The following is a 20,713-nucleotide window of genomic DNA, read 5'->3' as shown; positions in this document are numbered from 1 at the left end:
ATCCCCAGGGGATAGCCATGTCAGGATATGAAGTCAATTTCGACGGTTTGGTGGGGCCGACGCACCACTATGCCGGGCTGTCGTTCGGTAACGAGGCCTCTACGCAGCATCAAAACAGCGTATCGAACCCGAAGCTGGCGGCGAAGCAAGGTCTGCTGAAAATGAAGGCGCTGGCCGATCTCGGTTTCCAGCAAGGGGTATTGCCGCCGCAGGAGCGGCCGCATTTGCCGATGCTGCGTCGCCTGGGCTTCAGCGGCAGCGATGAGACGGTGCTGGCGCAGGTGATGCGTCAATCACCGCGTTTGCTGTCGGCGCTCAGCTCGGCGTCTTGCATGTGGACCGCCAATGCGGCCACCGTGTCGCCCTCGGCGGACAGCGCCGACGGCAAGGTGCACTTCACTGCCGCCAACCTGAACAATAAATTCCACCGCGCCATCGAGGCGGAAACCACCACCGCCGTATTGCGGGCGATGTTCAGCGACGATCGGCATTTTGCCCACCACGAGGCGCTGCCGCAGGTGGCGTTATTCGGCGACGAAGGGGCGGCCAACCATAACCGTCTGGGCGGCGACTACGCCAAGCGCAGCGTGCAGATGTTCGTCTACGGTCGTCAGGAATTCGGTGGCGAAACGGCGCCGACGCGTTATCCGGCGCGCCAAACGCGCGAAGCCAGCGAGGCAATCGCTCGCCTGCACCAACTGGACGAGCAGCATACGGTCTTCGTACAGCAAAACCCGGCGGTGATCGATCAGGGCGTATTCCATAACGACGTGATAGCGGTCAGTAACCAGAACGTGCTGTTCCACCACCAGCAGGCGTTTTACCGCCAGCAACAGGCGTTGGATGACGTGCGCCGCAAGATGGCGACGCTGGACAGCGAGCTGGTGGCAATCGAGGTGCCGACAGAGCGCGTCTCGGTGGCGGACGCGGTAGCGACCTATCTGTTCAACAGCCAAATTCTCACCAAGCCGAACGGCAAGATGATGATCGTGGTGCCAGAAGAGTCGCGCCAACATGCCGGCGTGTGGCGTTATCTGAACGACATGGTCGGCAGCGGCGGCCCGATCGATGAAATTCGCGTGTTTGACCTGCGCGAAAGCATGCGCAACGGCGGCGGCCCGGCCTGCCTGCGGTTGCGGGTGGCGCTCAACGAGCAGGAGCTGCGGGCGGTGAATCCACGCGTGATGATGAACGAGCGGCTGTTCGCGACGCTGAACGAGTGGGTGGATCGCCATTACCGCGATCGCCTGACGCAGGATGACCTGGCCGATCCGCTGCTGCTGCGCGAAGGGCGTGAGGCGCTGGATTCGCTGACGTCGATCCTCGGTCTCGGCGCCATTTATCCGTTCCAACGCTAAGGGAGGCGGCATGATCGATCTACTGCCCCTGACGCTGGAAGGGAACGAACCCGTCGAATGGCAAGGTGAAACGCCGCAGCTGCGCTGGCGTTGGCAGGGGGAAGGCGTGCTGGAGCTTATGCCGCGGCAGCCTTACCGCCAGGCGATGGTCATGTCGGCGGGCGTGCACGGCAACGAAACCGCGCCGATTGAACTGCTCAATCAGCTGGTTGGCGATCTGCTGATCGGCCGGTTGCCGCTGACGGTGCGGCTGTTGGTGGTGCTGGGCAACCCGGCGGCGATGCGGGCCGGCAAGCGTTATCTGCACAGCGACATGAACCGCATGTTCGGCGGCCGCTACCGCAACTTCGCCGCCAGCGGCGAGACCGTGCGTGCGCAGCAGTTGGAGCGTGCGCTCGCCGCCTTTTTCGATGGGGAACTGGCGGCGCGTTTCCATTACGATCTGCACACCGCCATCCGTGAATCGCGGTTGCCACGTTTCGGCATTCTGCCTTTCCAGAAACGCCCGTACAGTGAGCCGATGTTGAAGCTGCTGGATGCCGCCGATTTGGATGCGCTGGTGGTGCACAGCGCACCAGGCGGGACGTTTAGCCACTATTCCAGCGAGCATCTCAATGCGGCGAGCTGTACGCTCGAGCTGGGCAAGGCGCGGCCGTTTGGCAGCAACGATCTACAGCAGTTTGCTGCCATCGATCGCGCTTTGCGGGCGGCGGTCAGCGAGGGGCCGTTGCCGGAGCGCGAGGGCGAGGCGATCCGGGTATTCCGTGTGATGCATTCGTTGATCAAACACAGCGAGGATTTCAAGCTGCACCTGGATGATGACACGGCCAACTTCACCGAGTTGAAACCGGGGATGTTGCTGTGCGAGCAGCCGCAGGAGGACTATCGCGTTGGCCAAGAGGGCGCGTGGATACTGTTCCCTAACCCCACTGTGGCGCTGGGCCTGCGCGCTGGCATGCTGTTGAGCGAAGTTTCCCGTTCTACGCTCTATTGATTTATCCTCGGCGGCGCCGTCAGCGCGCCGCCGTTATTCCGTTCATTATTTTGCTCTGCTATTTCCCGCTATTTTAATTGCCCTAAGGCGAATTTTATTCGTTCCTAATACCTCCTTTTATACGCGTGAATAAAAGGCTGTATCAGGTCGTTATCTGAAAGCCTTAATTGCCTGGTGAGATTGTTAAGATAAAAATGTGAAATAAGTAACGTTTTTAATAACCATGCTAATTTTGTTGTTACTTTTGAATCGCGCAGAAAGCACGCAAAACGAAACCAAAATGCACCAAAATAGTGCGATGCACCATTTTGGTTATAAGTTATGTGATAAAAAATTCTTATATTCAATAGGTTATATGCTTTCTTCTTGGAAATATTTAGTTACAAATAAACATGCTTTCTCCTCGTTGTTTCATGAACTTTTTGATTTTAAGTTTTGATTCATGATGCTAATGTCACATCACCCCACATTAGGGGGGCTCATAAAATACCAAAAGATAAAATCACAGCCCAAACTATAAATTGGGCGTGACGGGCAGGGTTCTAATTATAATATCTAGGAAAATAAATGATGAAACGCAGTGTATTAGCCTTAGCTGTCGCCCTCGGGGCGATCACCTCCTTCGCCAACGCGGCTGAAATCTACAATAAGGATGGTAATAAACTCGACCTGTACGGCCGCGTTAACGCCAAGCATTATTTCAGCGACAGTAAGTCCAATGACGGCGATATGACCTATGTTCGCCTGGGCTTCAAAGGCGAAACGCAAATCAATGACCAGTTGACCGGTTACGGTCAGTGGGAATACAACGTCCAGGCCAATCACGACGAAGCGCAGGGCACCGCCGGCACCAAAACGCGTCTGGGCTTCGCGGGGCTGAAATTCGGCAACTACGGTTCTTTCGACTACGGCCGTAACTACGGTGTGGTGTATGACGCCGAGGCTTACACCGACATGCTGCCAGAATTCGGCGGCGACTCCTACAGCTATACCGATAACTTTATGACCGCCCGTTCCAACGGTTTGGCTACCTACCGTAACCGTGATTTCTTCGGTTTGGTGGAAGGCCTGAATCTGGCGGTGCAGTATCAGGGTAAAAACGACGGCGACGGTCGCAGCGTGACCAAGCAAAACGGCGACGGTTACGGCCTGTCCCTGGACTACCAGGACATCGGCGGTTCCGGCATCGGCGTAGCGGCGGCGTTCTCTGATTCTAACCGCACCAGCAAGCAAAAAGAGCTGCAGTATGGTAAGGGCGACAGCGCCACTGCATGGACCACCGCAGTGAAATACGACGCCAACCAGGTTTACCTGGCCGCGATGTATGCCGAAACCCGTAACATGACGCCGATCAGCGTCAGTGGCACCTCCGGCTTCGCCAATAAAACGCAAAACTTCGAAGTGGTGGCCCAGTATCAATTCGAAAACGGCCTGCGTCCTTCCTTGGGCTACGTGCAGTCCAAAGGCAAGGATATCGAAGGGATCGGTGATGCCGACCTGGTGAAATATGTGGAAGTGGGGGCGACTTACTACTTCAACAAAAATATGTACACCTACGTTGATTATCAAATCAACCAGCTGAGCGACAATAACAAACTGAAACTGGCCAACGATGATATCGTTGCCGTCAGCTTGACGTATCGCTTCTAAGCGGCAATTTCATTACCTTCATCCTGTGTCGGGAGTGGTAATCAGGCAGGGCGTAAGCCCTGCCTTAGCTTGCTGACAAAGGAGGAAAAAGCGTGGTTTTTCCTCCTTTGTGGTGAGCAGTCGAAAATCAATGAATTGATTTTCCTTATTTTAAAGGTTGTCTTCGGTAAACCTGGTAATGTCATCAGGTTTGTCATTAACCTCAGGCAGGGCGCAAGCCCTGCCTTTGTTTTATCGGGAACTCAGCCTTTGGGTGCCAACCCGACCAGCTCAATGGCGGAACGCAGCGCGGCGAAACGTTGCTGATCCTGCTCCCGCTCTATTTCGGTCACCAGCTGTGAAAGAATATTGCCGCCGGATACTTTTTTATGGTTTTTGATTAACTGCAACACTGCGTCGCCTAACGCCAGGCTGACGTCGCGCAGCAGAGTTTCATATTGCTCGTTGGAATGAGCTGATGCTGGCATGACCTTTCTCTGTCTCTCTCTTCTTCGGGAGCCGCAATTTAGCAAAACAGCGGCCTTATGCCTCGGAGGAAGGCGAAGTTTCTGATGAAATCAGAAATTCCTCAGCATCGCGCGGGGAGGGAATTAAAAATCCGAATATTCGCTGGCTGGCAACCAGAAGCCGTCAATGAACTCTTCCATGGGATAACAACCGGCGTGTCGCAAGTTCTGTTCCTTCATCGCGACCAGGCATTGTGGCTCGTCGCGCAATATGTCGACCACCATTTCACTGCAGCCACCATCCAGATAACAGACAAACATCACCAATGCGTACATCGTTGCACGCCTCCTTCGTCGAGTTGCCTTGTCTGCAACAGTGTAGGTAAAAAAGCACGATTTTTCAGCATCATTGCGCAATTAATCACCGTTGAAACGCCGCTGACGACACTTTCGGAATACTCTACCCGTTTCTGGCGCCGTGAGCGGATGGCATATCCTTTTGACGATGCTAAGCTTAACAAGCCTTACTTAAACGCATTAATGCAACCATCAAAAGGAGTGAATATGGGCTTGTTTAACTTCGTCAAAGAAGCGGGAGAAAAACTGTGGGACACAGTCACCGGCAATGCCTCCGCCGAAGATCAAGGCGCCAAACTCAAGGAGCATCTCGATAAGAGCGGCTTGCCGGGCACCGACAAAGTCGATGTGCAGGTGGTCGATGGTAAAGCCGTAGTGACCGGCGATGCCGTCAGCCAGGAGTTAAAAGAGAAGATCCTGGTGGCTATCGGCAACGTGGCGGGTATCAGCGGGGTGGAAGACAAGGTGGCGGTGACGCAACCCGACGCCGAGAGCCGCTTCTATACCGTGAAGAAGGGCGATACGCTGAGCGCGATCTCTAAAGAGATGTACGGCAACGCCAATCTGTATAACAAGATTTTTGAAGCCAACAAGCCGATGCTGTCGAGCCCGGACAAGATTTATCCGGGGCAGGTATTGCGTATCCCGCAATAACGCATCGGTCTGCCATAGCCCGGTTGCGTACCGGGCTTTTTTTTGCCCTCTGCAATAGGCGTCTCTTATTTCCCTGCGATCTCCATGCCAGTTACATCTCCCCTGTGTCCCTGCTCGCTCGCCGGCAGGGGCGGTGTTGACCCTGATGGGGAAAATTGATAGCGTCATCCCCCGGTTGAGGCCGGAACGACCAAGGCGCCAACGTGCGTGCCTTATTCTGAGGGGATATTTTGCCCCGTCAAACAGCAATGCAGCAGTTGAACGAGTGAAAACCGATTTAGTGAAACAACAGCGTAACGCCTCAACGGATAAAAATTATCGAGAAACCTTGGGTGATGCGCAATTTGCGATCGTCGTGTTGGCGGTGGCGTCCTGCTCACTGATTATCTTTACGCTGGCGGTCACGCTGTGGGTGACCTGACGCGATTAACTAGGGGAGATAAAATGGAGCCTAATCTCCATGATGAAACCAAACTGCTGGCGATCATCGGCCTGTTGGTGTCCGTGCTGCTGGTGGTATCAATTCTCTTTGGCGTGACCTATTTCTCCGATCTCAGGCACGCGCATGACGATCTAGACATCAAGAGCTGCTATATCAAAGCGCCCTGAACCGCGCGAAAGCGCCTGAGCGTCGCCGCTCTGTGGGAGGCTGTCCTGTGTTAAGCTTGGGGGTACCCTTGGCGAATCGGCGCCATTCAGGAGGTCTTTGCGATGAGTCAGTCACGTCCTACGCTCTCTTCATCTTCACGCGAATGCCCTGTCGTTGACGGCGTGCGCCAGATACAACGTATTGCCGTGCGTAATGCCGAAGTGGGAGGTATCCCGATCAATCGTGCGTTGCCAACTCGGGAGCGGCGCACCGTCGGCGCCTGGTGTTTTCTCGATCACGCTGGACCGACGGTATTCAACGGCACCTCGCCCGGCATGGATGTGGGGCCGCATCCGCACATCGGGCTGCAAACGTTCACCTGGATGATAGAGGGTGAAGTGCTGCACCGTGACAGCCTCGGCAGTGAGCAAGTGATTCGCCCAGGGCAGGTTAATCTGATGACCGCAGGGCGTGGCATTGCGCATACGGAACAGTCGGTGGGCGAGCAGCGGCGATTGCATGCCGCACAATTATGGATCGCGCTGCCGGCCGAACATGCCGACATGGCGCCACGTTTCGATCACTATCCGGACTTGCCACAATGGCAGAATAACGGCGTGAATCACCGTTTGTTGGTCGGGGAATTTGGCGCTTATCGTTCACCGGTGTTTACTTTCTCGCCACTAATTGCCATTGATATGGAGTGGCAGGAAGCGGCGAGGATAGAATTGCCGCTGCGCGATGATTATGAAATCGGCTTTTTGCCCCTTATTGGTGCATTTGAACTTAATGGTGAAACTTTTTCACCTGATGAGTTTGCCTATTTGGGCATGAAGAATAACTCTATTGGGTTAAATGCACGGAAGGGCAGCCGGGGATTATTAATCGGTGGAGTGCCACTAAACGAAGAGATCCTTATCTGGTGGAATTTCGTTGGCCATACCAAAGCTGAAATTACTCAGGCTCAGCATGATTGGGAGCAAGAGGCGCCGCGTTTCCCGGCGGTTGACGGTTATTCTGGTGAGCGCATGACCGCGCCACGCCTGCCCTGGAGCGATGTTTGATAGCGTTAGGATATAATCGCCGCGGTTATTCGGCTTATTTCGCTCTAATAAGACGTAATTAATGTGATCACGGCTCCAGCTTTAGGACAATATAAGGTTTCTCGGCGGAAAAGTGATCTGGCGCATATAATGACAACGAGAAGAAGTTTAGGATAATCCTCAGGAAGTCAGGTTGTCTCCCGTTAGTCAGATGTCAGTGAGGTCATTATGAGCCAGGTACTCTATCGTGCAAGACTGTCCCATGTCGTGGTTGCCACGGCGTTGTTTTGGGTCTCTGTCGCGGCATTGTTGGTCGCCGTATTAAACTAACCTCAAAAAATGACTCCTGCATAAACCCGCTTCGGCGGGTTTTTTTATCTCTATCGATGGGGAGGTGAGAGGCGGCGTTTATAATTGACGACATCTTCAATAAACGACAGGGATCATCATGAAGCTCTTTGCCGATATTTTGTTGCTGCTCATCGCAGCGCTCCATCTTTATATCCTGGTGTTGGAAATGTTCCTGTGGCGTACGCCACTCGGCAGACGCGCATTTGGCACGACGGCGGAGTTCGCTGCAGCCACGCGGGTGTTGGCCGCCAATCAGGGGTTGTACAACGGCTTTCTGGCGTTGGGGTTGGCATGGAGCTACTGGCGTGAGGATATGGCGCTGCAGCTGTTTTTTCTCGGGTGTGTGCTGGCGGCCGGCGTATTCGGCGGCCTGAGCGCCAGCCGTAAAATTCTCTGGGTGCAGGCTCTGCCGGCCGCGATCGCGATACTGGCGGTCTGGGGAACGCGTTAACCCGCCGGTTTACGGCGGGCTTCAGGCGGATTTTTGATGAATGACGTGCAGCGGCGGATCGATGTGCAGATCGACGCTCAAATCCTGGCGAAAATCATAGGGCGTGATATTAAAACGCTTTCTGAACATGTAGGTGAAGTGGGACTGTGAACCGAAGCCAAAGTCCAGGGCGATATCGAAGATCGACGCTTCACTGCTGCGCAGTTGATAGACCGCGCCGGCCAGACGGCGTTCGCGAATGTATTTGCCGAGCGAAATCCCTGTCGCTTCTTTGAACAGCTTCTGCATGTGCCACAGCGAGTAGCCGGAGTACTCGGCCAACTCTTCGAGATGGATCACTCGTCCGAGGTGAGTTTCGACCCATTTGCTGAGGGCGCAGACCAATGAGAGGTGGTGTTCTTGTATCATCAGTGCGTCAGTGTGAGACCTACATAGCGGTGAAGTATACACAACTTGCCGCCGTGGACAAAAACGCCACCGATGACCGGGGGGGATTATTCGGAAAAACCGTTGAACCGCCGCTTGTCAGCAGAAAGGAAAAACGGCTAATCTGAGACTGTCGCCGCCGCGGTGGGGGACGGAAAGAAGGCCACAGCAAGTAACCGCCAAAACAGAGTCAGCCGTAACAACTCAACGTTGATGGGGTGATCGCATGTTAATGACAGTGATTATTACTCTGGTTGTAATCGTGGGCGTCGGCGCTTTTATGGCGATGCCGGTGATGAGCATGAAAAATGCGGAAAGTGTGGGAGGTGAAGAGCCGTGAGAGCAAGAGACATTGCACGCCGCTGAGCGGGGCGTTCGCTAATCGGGAAAGCCTGGGTCAGAAACCCGGGCTTTTTGTTGCGCGGGCGCTCAAACGTTTTTCCGCTCGACGGTTTCCTCTCCCCAATAAAGCTGGTCGGCGGTGGTTTTGGCAAAGGCCTTCTCCAGTGCTTCATCGCTGCCTTCTTCCCAGATTTTCTGCGCCAACACTTCGTCGTTCCCTGCCAGCTCAAAAATGGCTTCGGCGATTTCCACCGAAGTTTCACGCACTGTCGCCCAGGATTTCACATTGTGATTCGCCATAACTTTCTCCTGTTGGTTGTGGCTTATGGGTGGTTTTTGCCACCGTCATGCTGCAAGTATAGGCTAATCCGCCGCGGGCTTTTGCCCGGCGGTGCGCAGAAGGGGAAAAAAACGGGGAGAGCGGGCAATGGCGCGGACGCCGTGCTATTCTGTGCGGCGTTTGAATCAAGAGGGAAAGTTATTATGTCTGACATGCTGAGCAACGAGCAGGAACTGGCTTCCGATCTGGTCGCTTGCCAACTGGTCATCAAACAGATTTTGGACGTTATCGACGTGATTGCGCCGACCGAAGTGCGCGACAAGATGGCGGGTCAGCTAAAAAGCATTGATTTCTCCACGCACCCGGCAGGTGCCGATCCGGTGACACGCCGAGCGATTGACAAGGCGATTGCGCTGATCGAGATGAAATTCACCCGCAGCTGAGGCGGGGCCGCCGCAAAGCGACGGCGTCGGGCGGTGGCGGTTAATCCACCACCGTTTCGATTTTCTTGAACAACGGGCAGTCGGCTACGCCGATGAAACCGTTGTCGCCATTCACGTACTGGGCGATCGCCACGTTGCGCGCCGTCAGGTATTTGCACTGCAATCCCAACCCGCCAACGTTTTTGTTGCTGCCGATCAGCACGCCGTAACCCGAGATCAAAAAACCGCCGTAAATGACCGCTAGCACCAGTACCCACTTAATCAATTTGCTCATTGCGCTTCCTCATTATCCCTGAGGGTTCATCTAGCCATGACTGCCGCGCGACGACAAGGGTAACAGTCTGAAAACCGGGCAATAGCCAGAAATCTAAACGGAAAGTTAAACTTCGTTTAACTTCGCTGTGATAACATGCGCGATAGATTACCCAGATAACAATGAGGCTGCTAAATTTGTTGCGAAAAAAAATCCTCGTGATAATGACGGCCGTCGCTGCCTGCCTGTTTTTCTACCTGCTGGCGCTGGATAGCTATTGCGACGACGGTGGAAATTTTGCGTTGGGCATCTGTTCGGTGACCCGCTTCGTGCCCTGGTAAGCAATTTTCGGTAGGGATGTTCGCACGGCCGCCGCGAGTGCTAAGATGGCGGCCTGAATTTCGCAGTAGATAGGGTTGTCCATGTACGATTTAGGTTTTGGCCAGAACGGCCTGTTGTCGCTGGCGCTCGCCGTTGTGGCATTGTTGGCCGGGCTGTGGGTTTGGTTCCTGGTGAACCGCGCCAGTGTGCGCGCCAACGAGCAGATTCGCCTGCTGCAGGAAATTGCCGAGCAACAACGCCAGCAAACGGCGCTGTTGAAGCGTTTGGCGCACAGCGCAGGCGCTGACGGCGCCGCTGCGGCTGACGACGACGATCTCAGCCCCGCGCTGGATTTCAAAGGTTTTATCCCCGAACGTTGAACATGATGCTCCGGCCGGCGGCAGCGTCGCCGGGGCGTTTCAGTAAAACACCATGCCCTGATACGGTTTTTCCCGGCATGCCGCCAGGCGGCTGGCCAGATCGCCGGCATGGATCTCCAACTGATGCCCATCGGGATCGAGAAAGTAGAGCGATTCGCCTTCGCTGCGATTGCTTTTCCACTCTTCGACGCCGGCCTGGCGCAGCCGCTCGCTGACCCGTTCAATGTGTTCCGGCGCGACGCTGAAGGCGTAATGGGTGTAATCACGCTCCCGTGGTCGCATGCGGGCCTCATCCAATGACAGACACAGCCACAACGCCCCCAACGACAGATAGGCGCCGCCTTGCCAGCGGGCGTGAGGGGTAAACCCCAACAGATGACGATAAAAATCGAAGCTGCGATCGAGATCGCTGACGGCGAGCGTCAGGTGGTTGAGGCCGGTCAACATGCGTGCGTTTCCTGGGCGCTAAACAGAGGAAAAGTGTACGCAGAAGGGGAGAAAAGTTAAAGGGAGCAAAACATTAGTTCAGATAATGTGAAAACCGGCGGCACTGTCATAAAACTGTCTTACAGACATCGTAATGTAGCGCGAACCTTACGAAAGATGGATGAAGCCGATGATTAAATGGTACGAAGAAAGCGATGCCGAAGTGAATCGCAGCATCGCGCTGCTGACCGGAGAGAACCCGGACAAGTGGTATCCCTACGGTGGCGTGAAAGGTAAAGATTACTGCAAGAATCCCTCCGATGCCTGGCCGATCATTTGCGCCAACAAAATCAGTCTGAACCCCGACAATCAAAGCGACAGCCCGCAGTGGCAGGCGCGCATGAGCACCCAGGGCGGTGAATGGCAGGCGGACAGCGCCAGCCCGCTGCGCGCGGCGATGATCTGCTTCCTGATGAGCCGGCAGGCTAACTGAGTCGAACAATACCGGTGATTGGTAAGAGTTTCTCCTTTTTCTAATAACAGAGCTGTCGTTGGCGGAGGCTGTTTATGAAGCGCATTATCAAAGGTGATAAAAACTTGTCTCATCTGGTGATTGCCCATGCGGCGATCGATCGTCATGCCGAAAGCTTTGGCCAGCGTCGTCAGGGTTGGCCCTCGACCTACCTGATAAAATATCAAAACGATCGCGTGGCGGTGGAAGTGGTCACGCGTCGCCAATCTTATGTCGCCACGCTGATGATAGGCGCGCGCAACCTGACCAAACTGTGCGGCATGCCTGGCTGAACGCCGCCATTTCACGCTTTCTCACGGTTAAAAAATCGCGCTCCGCTACGCCGTCTCGGGGCGCTTCTCCTTGATGCTCACGGGGTTAAGTGTTAAAAAGCCGCCCGCAGATACATTTATTGATTGGTGATATCTTGGCCGATAACGGCAAGGGTGTACGCCATATGAGGATAAGATGGGCGGTCAGCATCAGGATACTCCGCTAAAACGCGGCTTAAAAAACAGACATATACAGCTTATTGCCCTCGGGGGCGCCATTGGCACCGGTTTATTTCTCGGCATTGCGCAAACCATCAAGATGGCCGGCCCCGCCGTGCTGTTGGGCTACGCCATCGGCGGTTTTATCGCGTTTTTGATCATGCGCCAGCTGGGAGAAATGGTGGTGGAGGAGCCGGTCGCCGGATCTTTCAGCCACTTTGCCTATAAGTATTGGGGCGACTTCGCCGGCTTTCTTTCCGGCTGGAATTATTGGGCGATGTTCATTCTGGTCGGCATGGCGGAATTGACCGCCGTCGGCATCTACATTCAGTACTGGTGGCCGGAGATCCCCACCTGGGCCTCCGCCGCGCTGTTTTTCGTGCTGATCAACCTGATTAACCTGGTAAATGTGCGCCTGTATGGCGAAACCGAGTTCTGGTTCGCCATCATCAAGGTGGTGGCGATTGTCGGCATGATCGTGTTCGGCGCCTGGCTGTTGGCGAGCGGCAACGGCGGGCCACAGGCCAGCATCACCAACCTGTGGCAGCAGGGTGGCTTTATGCCGCACGGCTTCTCGGGGCTGGTGATGGCGATGGCGGTGATCATGTTCTCGTTCGGCGGCCTGGAAATGGTCGGCATCACCGCGGCGGAGGCCGCCGATCCGCGTCGCAGCATTCCTAAAGCCACCAATCAGGTGGTGTACCGCATTCTGATCTTCTATATCGGCTCGCTGACTGTGCTGCTGTCGCTCTATCCGTGGGGGCAAGTGGTGGAGGGCGGTAGCCCGTTCGTGTTGATCTTCCATGCGCTGAACAGCAACCTGGTGGCAACCGTGCTCAACGTGGTGGTATTGACCGCCGCGCTGTCGGTTTACAACAGCGGTGTCTACGCCAACAGCCGCATGCTGTTCGGGCTGGCCAGCCAAGGCAATGCACCGAAGGCGCTGACGCGCGTTAACAAGCGCGGCGTGCCGGTGCTGTCCATCGCGCTGTCGGCGTTGATTACCTCGATCGGCGTGCTGATTAACTACCTGATGCCCGGTAAGGCGTTTGAGCTGCTGATGGCGCTGGTGGTTTCAACGTTGGTGATCAACTGGGTGATGATCTGCCTGGCACACCTGAAATTCCGCGCTGCCAAGAACCGTCAGGGCGTCATTCCCAGCTTTAAGGCGCTGTGGTATCCGTACGGCAACTACCTGTGCCTGGCGTTCCTCGGCCTGATTCTGGTGATTATGTATTTCAGCGAAGGGATACGCATTTCGGTGTTGCTGATGCCGGTGTGGATTGCGGTGCTGTGGTGCGGGTTTATGCTGACGCGCCGTAAAGGCGCCAAGCGCTAAACGGTATGCAGCGGAGGCGTAGTCTGCGCCTCCGCGCTTTTCTCGTCAGCCGCGCGGCATAAAGGCGCGCCCCTCAGCGTGACCCCGCCCCAGCAGTTTCCGGCACAGCAGCAGCAGAGTACTGATCACGTCGATGGCCACCACGCTGAGCATCAGCAGGGTCAACATGAAGAATCCGAGCAGCGAACCGCCCAGCAGCACCAGCGGTGCAGGTACGCGCAGACGGCGCAACTTCATGGCGAAATACATTTTCCAGTATTGCTTCTGCGCCAGCAGCGCGCTGCGAATACGGCGCCCCAGGCTTGAGCCTGATTTGCGGGATGTAGAACGACTCATAACTTCTCCTTTTCTGTATGCCCTACAAGTCAATCACAAAGATCTTAAGAGAGTCTTAACGGGCTCTTGGCGGCCCTGGCTGTCTCACCGGAGTGAGACAACAGCATACGGCAAAAGGTCCCGAGATGCAGCGCACGGCTGACAAAGTGCGAGCTTCATCGGGTTTGTTACACTGAAAGTCATGCCCGTGCAGGGCGCAGTGGTCGGGAGAAAAGGCTGGATGAAAAGAATCAACCGTTATTACGACGCGGCCAAGGCGCATCATACGCCGGAGGGATTTCGCAACCTGGAACCTTCGCGGCGTCAGGAGGGGGACCTTCAACGTTGGCAAGATGAACGCAAGCGCCAGGGATTGCCCAAGCCGCCGCAGCAGGGTTACGCACAATTTACCGAACGCTGGTGGCAGCCTGCCGATCTCAGCGGCAACGACGACAGCGTCTGGTGGTTGGGGCATGCCTCGATGCTGCTGCGGTTGAGCGGGCGCTATATCCTGATCGATCCGGTGTTGTCCGAACGTGCATCGCCACTGAGCTTTTACGGCCCGAAGCGCAGAACGCCGCCGCCGCTGACGGTGGAGCAACTGCCGGCGGTGGATGCGGTACTGATCTCCCATAACCATTATGACCACCTTGACAGGCGCACGGTGCGGCAATTGGCGCGGCGTTTCCCTCAGGCCGAGTTCATCGTGCCGCTCGGCTTGAAGCGCTGGTTCCGCCGTTATCGGCTGAAGGTGCATGAGCTGGACTGGTGGCAAAGTCTGCCGTTGGGCGAGCTGACGGTCTACGCCACGCCGGCGCGGCACTGGAGCATGCGCACGCTGTGGGATCGCAATCGCTCACTGTGGTGCGGATGGGTGATCCACCATCCGGCGCTGCGGTTTTATTTTTCCGGCGACAGCGGTTATTCGGAACGGCTGGCGGAGATTGGTCAACGGCTGGGGCCGTTCGACGTGGCGGCGCTGCCCATCGGCGCCTACGCACCGCGCTGGTTTATGCAGGAGCAGCATATGGATCCGCAGCAGTCGGTGACGCTGTACCGTCAACTCAATCAGCCGCGCGCCATTCCCATCCATTGGGGGGTATTCGAATTGGCGGATGAGTCGCTGGACGAACCGCCGCAGCAGTTGAATCTGGCGCTGAGTGAGGCGGGGCTTGAACAGCATCAATTCCACCCGCTGAAGATTGGCGAGCGCATCGCGTTGCAGGATTCTCAGCAAGCGTGGTCTCTTCGCCCTGCGGTACAGAGGAAAGAATAAGAGCAACGGTTTGAAAGCGCGGCAGTAATTAGCAAAATTGATAAGTGCGGGTGGTGATTCAAATAACCACCCGATCTTCAGGATTTAATTCAACGCCACACTTTTGCTATTCATAAGATTATTCCGGCTATTCGGACTCATGGTTTTCGGATTATTTAGGATGAAGCCACTGGCCAGCGGGAGAGGCGTCTGGACGTTGCATGCTTATGCAACCGTTGTGCAGGACGGTAACATCATCGCCCGCCTGTGTGCTGCTCCTGCTCGCGCGGTGTGGCGGCAGGGCTGAAGGCTGATGATGATGCGTTTTCGACGGTAAAGGGTCGGAGCAGCGATGAATAAATTGGCCCCCGTTCATCGATATTCAAATGTTGCATATCAAATTCCATAAAGATTCAAATTTTTTAACGCTATAAGCGGCAAAAAAGCGGAAATGACGAGACGGACATGCGACAAAACGATGAAAGTTTTGTTAAAACTCCACCAGAATGCGGGGTCTGGTGCGGTGGTTTTAGCAAGCAGAAAATAGCCGATGCTTCAACATCTTTTGGCCTATTTAAGCAAATGTGGCTCTCGACCGTTTCAAATATGTGCGACATGTCGTTCAGTGATTAAAAATGGCTTGCCATCGCATACAGAGTATGTGATAACGCATCTGGGTAAAACGAGGTACAGTTCTGTATATGTGTGGCATTTTCAGTAAAGAAGTTCTGAGTAAAGACGTTAGCGTTGAATACCGCTTCTCTGCCGATCCTTATCTTAGTGCCTCAAGCAGTAACGACTCTAGTTTGTCTATGTAACGCCCACGGGCGGTTTAAACAATCCAAAGGAAATACTCAAGATGGCAAAGATCAAAGGTCAAGTTAAGTGGTTCAACGAGTCTAAAGGTTTCGGTTTCATCACCCCGGCTGACGGCAGCAAAGACGTGTTCGTACACTTCTCTGCAATCCAGGGTAACGGCTTCAAAACCCTGGCTGAAGGCCAGAACGTTGAGTTCGAAATCCAAGATGGCCAGAAAGGCCCATCTGCAGTAAACGTTACTGCTATCTAATCAGCGTCAGCTGTACAAAAAGCCCGCCTTCGCGCGGGCTTTTTCGTTTCCGTCATCCGGCGGCGATGACGATGCCTGCGTACTGGTTACGGCCTTTGATTCCCGGATGCGTCGGATCCTGCGCGCGCCGGTGGCTATTGCGGCGATAGCTGGTGTATTTGAAGCGCTGCGGCCGCTGCGGGTCGACGTCCGGCGTGCAGATGGTGCAACTGCCGGCGCGGTCAACGGCGGCGAAACCGAGCGCCGTCAGCTTGTATTCGGCAATTGCGGCCAGATCCAGATGCCGGTAATGCGGGCTGATCAGCGTGGCGGGCAGCGGCAGGCGCTGTTTAAAATTTTCCACCAGCGCTTCATCGACTTCGTAGCAGCATGGGCCGGCGGCGGGGCCGATAGACACCACCCAATCGGCGGTGTCGCCATCTTGGCGAATGCGGGACGCCATCTGCTCCAGAATGCCGTCCAGTAACCCGCGCCAGCCGGCGTGTACCGCCGCGATAGCGCCACCGTCGCGGCGGCTGAACAGCACCGGCAGACAGTCCGCCGTCAGTACGCTGATCAGAATGCCGGGCTGGCGAGTATAAAAACCATCGGCCTCGCCGCACGCCTGCGCCGGTTGCAGCACGTCGACGATGCGGGTGCCGTGTACCTGCTTTTTTTCCGGCAGCGTGGCGCTGTAGGGCAGCAGATGCCCTGGCAGCAGCGCGAGTTTGCTGCCGAAGCCGTGCTGAATGTGGGGCACCGCATCGAGCAGCGCGGAACGATCGCTCATAAGTTATGTTCACCTGCGTGAGAAAACAGACTCTCAGTGTAGCCAGCTTTTTCCCCGCTTGGCCAGGTGTTGTTGGCGGCGAAAGCGAGTGGGGATGCGCCTTGCATCAAACCGGCGCCTTCTTTAGACTAGCCGCGCCCTGTCTCTCTGGAAGCCCATTCATGTCTTATCAATGTCCCCTGTGTCATCAATCGCTGCATTTTTCATCACAACACTGGCGTTGTGACGGCAATCATCAGTTCGATCAGGCCAAAGAGGGCTACGTCAATCTGCTGCCGGTACAGCACAAGCGATCGAAGCAGCCGGGAGACAGCGCGGAAATGATGCAGGCGCGGCGAGCGTTTCTCGACGGTGGATATTATCAGCCGTTGCAAGAGCAGGTGGCCGAGTGGCTGGATTTGGCGCTGGCGGCCGATGCTGGCGCGTTGTTGGACATAGGCTGTGGGGAAGGGTATTACACTGCCGCGGTGGCCGCCAGGCTGGCCCAGGAGCGCAATATGGCGGTCAATGGGCTGGATGTCGCCAAGGTGGCGATCCGCTACGCCGCTAAACGTTATCCGGCGGTCTCGTTCTGCGTCGCTTCCAGTCACCGTTTGCCGTTCGCCGATGGGGCGTTGGATGCGGTCTTGCGCATTTATGCACCTTGCAAGGCGGAGGAGCTGGCACGGGTAGTGAAGCCGGGCGGCGTGGTGCTGACGGTGTCGCCGGGCCCGCGTCATCTGTACCAGCTGAAAGAGCAGGTGTACCAGCAGGTGCAGCTGCATGCCGAACAGGATGAACAGTTCGCCGGATTCGACTGCGAGCGCAAAGAGGCGCTGGCCTATACGATGACCCTACCGGGCACGCAGGCCGCCAATCTGCTGCAGATGACGCCGTTCGCCTGGCGCGCCACGCCGGAGGTGCAACAGCGGTTGGCCGAGAGCGGCGAGTTTGTGTGCGAGACGGACTTCGTGCTGGCGTTGTACCGACGTCGCGCTTAAGGGGCCTTGAACTCAAAAACAAAAAAACCTGCCGCGGCAGGTTTTTTTCAAAGCGAGCGCTTCAGGCCAGGTAGCCGAGGTGCTCCAGCAGAATGTTGACGCCGATACCGATCAGCACCACGCCGCCGAGGATTTCGGCGCGCTTGCCCAGCAGCGGGCCGATAAAGCGGCCGATCATCATGCCTAGCGTCGCCATGATCATGGTGGCGCAGCCGATGGCCATCGCGGTATGCACGATGTTCACCTGCAGGAAAGCCAGACCGACGCCGATGGCCATCGCGTCGAGGCTGGTGGCGATGGCGGTGGCGACCAGCAACCAGAAACCATGACGTTTGACCTTCTCTTCTTCATCGGGCTTGTTACGTACCCCTTCGACGATCATGCGCATGCCGAGAATGAACAGCAGCGAGAAGGCGACCCAGTGGTCCCATTCCATGATGTATTGACTGGCGAACAGGCCGATGGCCCAACCGATGAGCGGGGTGATCGCTTCGACCACGCCGAAGATCAGGCCGGTGCGGATCGCTTCGCGGAAACGGGGTTGATGCAAGCTGGCACCTTTGCCGATCGACGCGGCGAAAGCATCCATGGACATGCCAAAAGCGAGAATAAGCGTTGCTGAAAGGTTCATGTGAAATAGCCTCGGCCGGGTGGCTCCATATACACGTAACCCACCCCCAACCAAACGACGGAGTTACGTGTCTATGGTCTCGCCAACCTTACCTGGCTGCCCGCACCACGTTTCTTACGGCGAAACGAGTATGTTGATACGGGCGTTTCTGGCTTTTTATTCTCCAGAAACCGGCTACTCCCCAATGACGGCGCAACCATATCATATTATTTCCGCCACGGACAACCTTATTCTATGGCAATGTTTGTTCTTAATTGAGACTCGTTTTCATTAATCTAATTTCATGCGGGAATATAATGTAGCCAGGGGTAACAATGTTGCAGAAATAATAGTCAGAAAGGAGATTGCGCTGCCGATTAATTACCCACAAGCAGCGCAAGGTTTGAGCTAAAATAACGTTAATTTTTCTTTATTTATTGATTATCAACAAAAAAGTGGTAAATCTTCTCCAGGTCGTCCAGGTGGGTCACCTGAACCAACAGCCGGCGCTGTTCCAGGTCGACGGCCAGAATGCCGTCCTCCGATAAATTCATGGCTTTAATGCGGTTATATTCGACAAACACATTGGCGAAGAAAAAACCGTGCGCTTTAAACACCATCTTGGGAGCGCGAATATAAGAAATATAGATGGCGAGCAACGCCAAAGAAATAAGCAGATAGGTGGTTAATACCGCACCGTTGTCGGTGACATTGCGGTAAATCAGAATGGCGATCAGGCCGACGAAAATCAGGCTGTCGAGGCGGTGGCGGCGTTTAAGCGGTACTTTGAGCCGCGTTTTACCTTTCAGCAGATCCAAGCCGAATTCGTCGTACAGCGAATACAGCAACAGCAGGGCGATAAACAGCATCAGTACGGCGTCGGTCAGTGACATCTCTTGCTCCATAAAAAAGCCGGGGGTTGCCCCCCGGCCGTTTCGAACGATTACAGGCCCAGCAGGCCAATCCAATAGCCAAAGATACCGATGACGAAGAAGCCGATGATGATCCACAGCGCGTTGACTTTCTTGCGCAGCAGCCACATACAGGCGAAGGTCAGCAGCAACGGCACCAGGCCCGGCATCAGCTGGTCGAGGATGGTCTGCACCGTGGTGACGTTGGTATGCCCGGTCTGGTCGGTTATCTTGGACACCACCAGCGGGATATTCACGTGCGTCCACTTGTTGACCAGCGCCCCCATGACAAACAGGCCGAGAATGGACGCTCCTTCCGTCAGTTTCTGCAGGAAGCCGCCGCCCATGTCGTTGACGATATCGACCCCTTTACGGTAACCGTAGGCCACGCCGTAGTAGCGGGTCAGCAGGCGCACCAGGTTGAACAGCACGAAGAACAGGATCGGTCCAAGCAGGCTGCCGCTCATGGCGATGCCCGCCCCAAGCGCGGCGAACACCGGTCGCACGGTGCCCCAGAAGATCGGGTCACCGACGCCCGCTAAAGGCCCCATCAAACCGACCTTGATGCCGTTGATTGCGGCGTCATCGATCGGCGCGCCGTTGGCGCGTTGCTCTTCCATCGCCATGGTCACACCGAGCACCGGCGCCGCCACGTAAGGGTGGGTGTTGAAGAACTCCAGGTGACGCTTGATCGCCTGTTTGCGATCGTCATTGTTTTCCGGATACAGGCGGCGGATCACCGGCACCATCGAGAAGCAAAAACCCAGCGCCTGCATGCGTTCGAAGTTCCATGAACCCTGGAACAGGTTCGAACGCAGGAATACGCCGCGAATATCGGCCGGCGTGAGTTTCTTTTGAGCAGTTGTATCAACCATTTCTCTCACCTATTCCTAGTCGAGTTCGTTATCGAGATCGTTCGCGTTAGCCGGGCCGGCCTGTACAACTTGAGACTTGTTGTATTTCGGGCTGAGCTGGATATACAGCACGGCCATCACCACGCCAATGACGCCGAGCGCCACCAGGTTGAAGTTGGTGAAGGCGGCGGTAACGAAACCGAGATAGAAGAACGGCATCAGGTAGCCGGCGCGCATCATGTTAATCACCATTGCGTAACCGACCACGACGATCATGCCGCCGGCGATGTTCAGGCCGCTGGTGACCACTTCCGGGATCGAGTTGAGCAAGGCATGTACCCCGGCGGTGCCGACCGAGATGGCGACGATGACCGCCGGGATGGCGATACGCATCGCCTGCAGCAGCAGGGCGCCGACATGGATCCAGCTAATGGCGCGCAGGCTGCCGCGCTCCGCTGCGCTATCCGCCGCGTGCTGGAACGCCACGGTGAGGGTACGCACGATGATGGTTAATACCTGGCCGGCCGCCGCCAGCGGAATGGCCAGGGCGATACCGGCGCCGACGCTTTGCCCGCCGGCGATGACCAGAATGGTCGAGATGATGGACGCCAGGGCAGCATCCGGCGCGACGGCCGCACCGATGTTCATCCAGCCCAGGGCGATCATTTCCAGCGTACCGCCGATGATGATGCCGGTTTTCATATCGCCGAGGATAAAGCCGATCAGGGTACAGGCGACCAGCGGACGGTGGAACTGGAACTCGTCGAGGACGGAACCCATCCCGGCGATACAGGCAACGATAAATATCAGCACAATCTGAAGAGTGGTGATCTCCATTGCACTTC

At 55.9% G+C, this 20,713-nt stretch carries 30 protein-coding genes and 1 riboswitch; of the genes, 18 read left to right on the top strand and 12 right to left on the bottom strand.

Annotated elements, in window-relative coordinates:
- The first annotated feature begins 17 nt into the window (after window positions 1–17).
- From astB to ACSJLU_RS14135, 3 genes are all read left to right on the top strand, one after another.
- On the top strand, window positions 18–1,358 hold the full coding sequence (gene astB / locus ACSJLU_RS14145; protein ID WP_025303177.1) for an N-succinylarginine dihydrolase: 1,341 nt from the start codon (window positions 18–20) through the stop codon (window positions 1,356–1,358).
- A gap of 10 nt (window positions 1,359–1,368) precedes the next feature.
- The gene (astE, locus tag ACSJLU_RS14140; protein ID WP_043143868.1) at window positions 1,369–2,352 is read left to right on the top strand and encodes a succinylglutamate desuccinylase; all 984 of its coding nucleotides are present in this window, start codon (window positions 1,369–1,371) and stop codon (window positions 2,350–2,352) included.
- Window positions 2,353–2,919: 567 nt separating this feature from the next.
- Window positions 2,920–4,002, top strand: a complete 1,083-nt coding sequence (locus tag ACSJLU_RS14135) for a porin (protein ID WP_380825012.1) — start codon at window positions 2,920–2,922, stop codon at window positions 4,000–4,002.
- A 242-nt stretch (window positions 4,003–4,244) separates the two neighbouring features.
- On the opposite strand, the gene ACSJLU_RS14130 is transcribed toward ACSJLU_RS14135, so the two are convergent.
- Both ACSJLU_RS14130 and ACSJLU_RS14125 read right to left on the bottom strand, forming a co-directional pair.
- Window positions 4,245–4,469 (bottom strand): biofilm development regulator YmgB/AriR family protein, encoded by a 225-nt coding sequence (locus tag ACSJLU_RS14130; RefSeq protein WP_016927388.1) that lies wholly within the window; start codon window positions 4,467–4,469, stop codon window positions 4,245–4,247.
- Window positions 4,470–4,592: 123 nt separating this feature from the next.
- The gene (locus ACSJLU_RS14125) at window positions 4,593–4,784 is read right to left on the bottom strand and encodes a YebW family protein (protein WP_004934567.1); all 192 of its coding nucleotides are present in this window, start codon (window positions 4,782–4,784) and stop codon (window positions 4,593–4,595) included.
- Between the two features lie 228 nt (window positions 4,785–5,012).
- On the opposite strand from ACSJLU_RS14125, the gene lysM reads away from it, so the two are divergent.
- The 5 genes from lysM (at window position 5,013) to ACSJLU_RS14100 (ending at window position 7,893) form a co-directional block, all read left to right on the top strand.
- A complete protein-coding gene (gene lysM, locus ACSJLU_RS14120; RefSeq protein ID WP_025303174.1) occupies window positions 5,013–5,459 on the top strand; it encodes a peptidoglycan-binding protein LysM in 447 nt (148 codons plus the stop codon).
- 265 nt (window positions 5,460–5,724) lie between these two features.
- Window positions 5,725–5,880 carry a hypothetical protein gene (locus tag ACSJLU_RS14115; RefSeq protein WP_016927390.1) on the top strand — a complete coding sequence of 52 codons (156 nt, stop codon included), beginning with the start codon at window positions 5,725–5,727 and terminating at the stop codon, window positions 5,878–5,880.
- A gap of 23 nt (window positions 5,881–5,903) precedes the next feature.
- Window positions 5,904–6,068, top strand: coding sequence for a hypothetical protein (locus tag ACSJLU_RS14110; RefSeq protein WP_165698101.1), 165 nt, complete (start codon window positions 5,904–5,906; stop codon window positions 6,066–6,068).
- 102 nt (window positions 6,069–6,170) lie between these two features.
- Window positions 6,171–7,112, top strand: a complete 942-nt coding sequence (locus tag ACSJLU_RS14105; RefSeq protein ID WP_025303173.1) for a pirin family protein — start codon at window positions 6,171–6,173, stop codon at window positions 7,110–7,112.
- 427 nt (window positions 7,113–7,539) lie between these two features.
- On the top strand, window positions 7,540–7,893 hold the full coding sequence (locus ACSJLU_RS14100) for a DUF1304 domain-containing protein (protein WP_025303172.1): 354 nt from the start codon (window positions 7,540–7,542) through the stop codon (window positions 7,891–7,893).
- 21 nt (window positions 7,894–7,914) lie between these two features.
- Here the strand turns inward: ACSJLU_RS14100 and ACSJLU_RS14095 are convergent, their stop codons facing one another.
- Both ACSJLU_RS14095 and ACSJLU_RS14090 read right to left on the bottom strand, forming a co-directional pair.
- On the bottom strand, window positions 7,915–8,301 hold the full coding sequence (locus tag ACSJLU_RS14095) for a helix-turn-helix domain-containing protein (protein ID WP_004927697.1): 387 nt from the start codon (window positions 8,299–8,301) through the stop codon (window positions 7,915–7,917).
- Between the two features lie 447 nt (window positions 8,302–8,748).
- Complete coding sequence (locus ACSJLU_RS14090) at window positions 8,749–8,961, bottom strand: YccJ family protein (protein ID WP_004927694.1); 213 nt, start codon at window positions 8,959–8,961, stop codon at window positions 8,749–8,751.
- Window positions 8,962–9,144: 183 nt separating this feature from the next.
- On the opposite strand from ACSJLU_RS14090, the gene ACSJLU_RS14085 reads away from it, so the two are divergent.
- Window positions 9,145–9,384, top strand: a complete 240-nt coding sequence (locus ACSJLU_RS14085) for a DUF2766 family protein (protein WP_025303170.1) — start codon at window positions 9,145–9,147, stop codon at window positions 9,382–9,384.
- 40 nt (window positions 9,385–9,424) lie between these two features.
- On the opposite strand, the gene ACSJLU_RS14080 is transcribed toward ACSJLU_RS14085, so the two are convergent.
- Window positions 9,425–9,658 (bottom strand): YobH family protein, encoded by a 234-nt coding sequence (locus ACSJLU_RS14080; protein WP_004927690.1) that lies wholly within the window; start codon window positions 9,656–9,658, stop codon window positions 9,425–9,427.
- 161 nt (window positions 9,659–9,819) lie between these two features.
- On the opposite strand from ACSJLU_RS14080, the gene ACSJLU_RS14075 reads away from it, so the two are divergent.
- Window positions 9,820–9,978 (top strand): PhoP/PhoQ regulator MgrB, encoded by a 159-nt coding sequence (locus ACSJLU_RS14075; RefSeq protein WP_004927688.1) that lies wholly within the window; start codon window positions 9,820–9,822, stop codon window positions 9,976–9,978.
- A gap of 81 nt (window positions 9,979–10,059) precedes the next feature.
- Window positions 10,060–10,338 (top strand): YebO family protein, encoded by a 279-nt coding sequence (locus tag ACSJLU_RS14070; protein ID WP_025303169.1) that lies wholly within the window; start codon window positions 10,060–10,062, stop codon window positions 10,336–10,338.
- 39 nt (window positions 10,339–10,377) lie between these two features.
- Here the strand turns inward: ACSJLU_RS14070 and fos are convergent, their stop codons facing one another.
- On the bottom strand, window positions 10,378–10,785 hold the full coding sequence (gene fos / locus ACSJLU_RS14065) for a fosfomycin resistance glutathione transferase (protein WP_197770690.1): 408 nt from the start codon (window positions 10,783–10,785) through the stop codon (window positions 10,378–10,380).
- A 169-nt stretch (window positions 10,786–10,954) separates the two neighbouring features.
- Between fos and ACSJLU_RS14060 the strand changes: the two genes are divergently transcribed.
- The 3 genes from ACSJLU_RS14060 to ACSJLU_RS14050 all read left to right on the top strand — a co-directional run bounded on the left by ACSJLU_RS14060 (window position 10,955) and on the right by ACSJLU_RS14050 (window position 13,105).
- Window positions 10,955–11,257, top strand: a complete 303-nt coding sequence (locus ACSJLU_RS14060) for a phage protein NinX family protein (RefSeq protein WP_004927682.1) — start codon at window positions 10,955–10,957, stop codon at window positions 11,255–11,257.
- 74 nt (window positions 11,258–11,331) lie between these two features.
- Window positions 11,332–11,568, top strand: coding sequence for a DUF4060 family protein (locus ACSJLU_RS14055; protein WP_025303167.1), 237 nt, complete (start codon window positions 11,332–11,334; stop codon window positions 11,566–11,568).
- Window positions 11,569–11,743: 175 nt separating this feature from the next.
- Window positions 11,744–13,105, top strand: coding sequence for an amino acid permease (locus tag ACSJLU_RS14050; RefSeq protein ID WP_319868818.1), 1,362 nt, complete (start codon window positions 11,744–11,746; stop codon window positions 13,103–13,105).
- 45 nt (window positions 13,106–13,150) lie between these two features.
- Here ACSJLU_RS14050 and ACSJLU_RS14045 read toward each other — a convergent pair whose 3' ends face one another.
- The gene (locus ACSJLU_RS14045) at window positions 13,151–13,441 is read right to left on the bottom strand and encodes a hypothetical protein (RefSeq protein ID WP_025303165.1); all 291 of its coding nucleotides are present in this window, start codon (window positions 13,439–13,441) and stop codon (window positions 13,151–13,153) included.
- 220 nt (window positions 13,442–13,661) lie between these two features.
- Here ACSJLU_RS14045 and ACSJLU_RS14040 point away from each other — a divergent pair, with 220 nt between their 5' ends.
- From ACSJLU_RS14040 to cspE, 3 genes are all read left to right on the top strand, one after another.
- The gene (locus ACSJLU_RS14040) at window positions 13,662–14,696 is read left to right on the top strand and encodes an MBL fold metallo-hydrolase (RefSeq protein ID WP_025303164.1); all 1,035 of its coding nucleotides are present in this window, start codon (window positions 13,662–13,664) and stop codon (window positions 14,694–14,696) included.
- A 680-nt stretch (window positions 14,697–15,376) separates the two neighbouring features.
- Window positions 15,377–15,493, top strand: coding sequence for a DUF2627 domain-containing protein (locus tag ACSJLU_RS14035; protein ID WP_002211058.1), 117 nt, complete (start codon window positions 15,377–15,379; stop codon window positions 15,491–15,493).
- 41 nt (window positions 15,494–15,534) lie between these two features.
- Window positions 15,535–15,744, top strand: a complete 210-nt coding sequence (gene cspE / locus ACSJLU_RS14030) for a transcription antiterminator/RNA stability regulator CspE (protein WP_002221949.1) — start codon at window positions 15,535–15,537, stop codon at window positions 15,742–15,744.
- Window positions 15,745–15,796: 52 nt separating this feature from the next.
- Here cspE and pgeF read toward each other — a convergent pair whose 3' ends face one another.
- A complete protein-coding gene (pgeF, locus tag ACSJLU_RS14025) occupies window positions 15,797–16,513 on the bottom strand; it encodes a peptidoglycan editing factor PgeF (protein ID WP_025303163.1) in 717 nt (238 codons plus the stop codon).
- A gap of 161 nt (window positions 16,514–16,674) precedes the next feature.
- Between pgeF and rlmA the strand changes: the two genes are divergently transcribed.
- On the top strand, window positions 16,675–17,493 hold the full coding sequence (gene rlmA / locus ACSJLU_RS14020; protein WP_025303162.1) for a 23S rRNA (guanine(745)-N(1))-methyltransferase: 819 nt from the start codon (window positions 16,675–16,677) through the stop codon (window positions 17,491–17,493).
- Between the two features lie 61 nt (window positions 17,494–17,554).
- Here the strand turns inward: rlmA and mntP are convergent, their stop codons facing one another.
- The 4 genes from mntP to ACSJLU_RS14000 all read right to left on the bottom strand — a co-directional run bounded on the left by mntP (window position 17,555) and on the right by ACSJLU_RS14000 (window position 20,705).
- Entirely contained in the window at window positions 17,555–18,124 is a 570-nt protein-coding gene (gene mntP / locus ACSJLU_RS14015; protein WP_025303161.1) for a manganese efflux pump MntP, read from the bottom strand.
- 11 nt (window positions 18,125–18,135) lie between these two features.
- Window positions 18,136–18,319: riboswitch (yybP-ykoY riboswitch) on the bottom strand.
- 218 nt (window positions 18,320–18,537) lie between these two features.
- Window positions 18,538–18,996 carry a DUF986 family protein gene (locus tag ACSJLU_RS14010; RefSeq protein ID WP_342096341.1) on the bottom strand — a complete coding sequence of 153 codons (459 nt, stop codon included), beginning with the start codon at window positions 18,994–18,996 and terminating at the stop codon, window positions 18,538–18,540.
- Between the two features lie 50 nt (window positions 18,997–19,046).
- Complete coding sequence (locus ACSJLU_RS14005; protein WP_015378157.1) at window positions 19,047–19,889, bottom strand: PTS mannose transporter subunit IID; 843 nt, start codon at window positions 19,887–19,889, stop codon at window positions 19,047–19,049.
- A 15-nt stretch (window positions 19,890–19,904) separates the two neighbouring features.
- On the bottom strand, window positions 19,905–20,705 hold the full coding sequence (locus tag ACSJLU_RS14000) for a PTS mannose/fructose/sorbose transporter subunit IIC (protein WP_015378156.1): 801 nt from the start codon (window positions 20,703–20,705) through the stop codon (window positions 19,905–19,907).
- Window positions 20,706–20,713 lie beyond the last annotated feature (8 nt).

The organism is Serratia bockelmannii (assembly GCF_051803255.1).
Taxonomy (GTDB): Bacteria; Pseudomonadota; Gammaproteobacteria; order Enterobacterales; family Enterobacteriaceae; genus Serratia; species Serratia bockelmannii.
The sequence above is the reverse complement of the archived record's forward strand: the minus strand, read 5'-3'. Positions and strand labels throughout refer to the sequence as shown.

Bases quoted from the DNA above. Each gene is read 5' to 3' on its own strand.
- astB (WP_025303177.1), top strand. From the start codon at position 18: ATGTCAGGATATGAAGTCAATTTCGACGGTTTGGTGGGGCCGACGCAC.
- astE (WP_043143868.1), top strand. From the start codon at position 1,369: ATGATCGATCTACTGCCCCTGACGCTGGAAGGGAACGAACCCGTCGAA.
- ACSJLU_RS14135 (WP_380825012.1), top strand. From the start codon at position 2,920: ATGATGAAACGCAGTGTATTAGCCTTAGCTGTCGCCCTCGGGGCGATC.
- ACSJLU_RS14130 (WP_016927388.1), bottom strand. From the start codon at position 4,469: ATGCCAGCATCAGCTCATTCCAACGAGCAATATGAAACTCTGCTGCGC.
- ACSJLU_RS14125 (WP_004934567.1), bottom strand. From the start codon at position 4,784: ATGTACGCATTGGTGATGTTTGTCTGTTATCTGGATGGTGGCTGCAGT.
- lysM (WP_025303174.1), top strand. From the start codon at position 5,013: ATGGGCTTGTTTAACTTCGTCAAAGAAGCGGGAGAAAAACTGTGGGAC.
- ACSJLU_RS14110 (WP_165698101.1), top strand. From the start codon at position 5,904: ATGGAGCCTAATCTCCATGATGAAACCAAACTGCTGGCGATCATCGGC.
- ACSJLU_RS14105 (WP_025303173.1), top strand. From the start codon at position 6,171: ATGAGTCAGTCACGTCCTACGCTCTCTTCATCTTCACGCGAATGCCCT.
- ACSJLU_RS14100 (WP_025303172.1), top strand. From the start codon at position 7,540: ATGAAGCTCTTTGCCGATATTTTGTTGCTGCTCATCGCAGCGCTCCAT.
- ACSJLU_RS14095 (WP_004927697.1), bottom strand. From the start codon at position 8,301: ATGATACAAGAACACCACCTCTCATTGGTCTGCGCCCTCAGCAAATGG.
- ACSJLU_RS14090 (WP_004927694.1), bottom strand. From the start codon at position 8,961: ATGGCGAATCACAATGTGAAATCCTGGGCGACAGTGCGTGAAACTTCG.
- ACSJLU_RS14085 (WP_025303170.1), top strand. From the start codon at position 9,145: ATGTCTGACATGCTGAGCAACGAGCAGGAACTGGCTTCCGATCTGGTC.
- ACSJLU_RS14080 (WP_004927690.1), bottom strand. From the start codon at position 9,658: ATGAGCAAATTGATTAAGTGGGTACTGGTGCTAGCGGTCATTTACGGC.
- ACSJLU_RS14075 (WP_004927688.1), top strand. From the start codon at position 9,820: ATGAGGCTGCTAAATTTGTTGCGAAAAAAAATCCTCGTGATAATGACG.
- ACSJLU_RS14070 (WP_025303169.1), top strand. From the start codon at position 10,060: ATGTACGATTTAGGTTTTGGCCAGAACGGCCTGTTGTCGCTGGCGCTC.
- fos (WP_197770690.1), bottom strand. From the start codon at position 10,785: ATGTTGACCGGCCTCAACCACCTGACGCTCGCCGTCAGCGATCTCGAT.
- ACSJLU_RS14060 (WP_004927682.1), top strand. From the start codon at position 10,955: ATGATTAAATGGTACGAAGAAAGCGATGCCGAAGTGAATCGCAGCATC.
- ACSJLU_RS14055 (WP_025303167.1), top strand. From the start codon at position 11,332: ATGAAGCGCATTATCAAAGGTGATAAAAACTTGTCTCATCTGGTGATT.
- ACSJLU_RS14050 (WP_319868818.1), top strand. From the start codon at position 11,744: ATGGGCGGTCAGCATCAGGATACTCCGCTAAAACGCGGCTTAAAAAAC.
- ACSJLU_RS14045 (WP_025303165.1), bottom strand. From the start codon at position 13,441: ATGAGTCGTTCTACATCCCGCAAATCAGGCTCAAGCCTGGGGCGCCGT.
- ACSJLU_RS14040 (WP_025303164.1), top strand. From the start codon at position 13,662: ATGAAAAGAATCAACCGTTATTACGACGCGGCCAAGGCGCATCATACG.
- ACSJLU_RS14035 (WP_002211058.1), top strand. From the start codon at position 15,377: ATGTGTGGCATTTTCAGTAAAGAAGTTCTGAGTAAAGACGTTAGCGTT.
- cspE (WP_002221949.1), top strand. From the start codon at position 15,535: ATGGCAAAGATCAAAGGTCAAGTTAAGTGGTTCAACGAGTCTAAAGGT.
- pgeF (WP_025303163.1), bottom strand. From the start codon at position 16,513: ATGAGCGATCGTTCCGCGCTGCTCGATGCGGTGCCCCACATTCAGCAC.
- rlmA (WP_025303162.1), top strand. From the start codon at position 16,675: ATGTCTTATCAATGTCCCCTGTGTCATCAATCGCTGCATTTTTCATCA.
- mntP (WP_025303161.1), bottom strand. From the start codon at position 18,124: ATGAACCTTTCAGCAACGCTTATTCTCGCTTTTGGCATGTCCATGGAT.
- ACSJLU_RS14010 (WP_342096341.1), bottom strand. From the start codon at position 18,996: ATGTCACTGACCGACGCCGTACTGATGCTGTTTATCGCCCTGCTGTTG.
- ACSJLU_RS14005 (WP_015378157.1), bottom strand. From the start codon at position 19,889: ATGGTTGATACAACTGCTCAAAAGAAACTCACGCCGGCCGATATTCGC.
- ACSJLU_RS14000 (WP_015378156.1), bottom strand. From the start codon at position 20,705: ATGGAGATCACCACTCTTCAGATTGTGCTGATATTTATCGTTGCCTGT.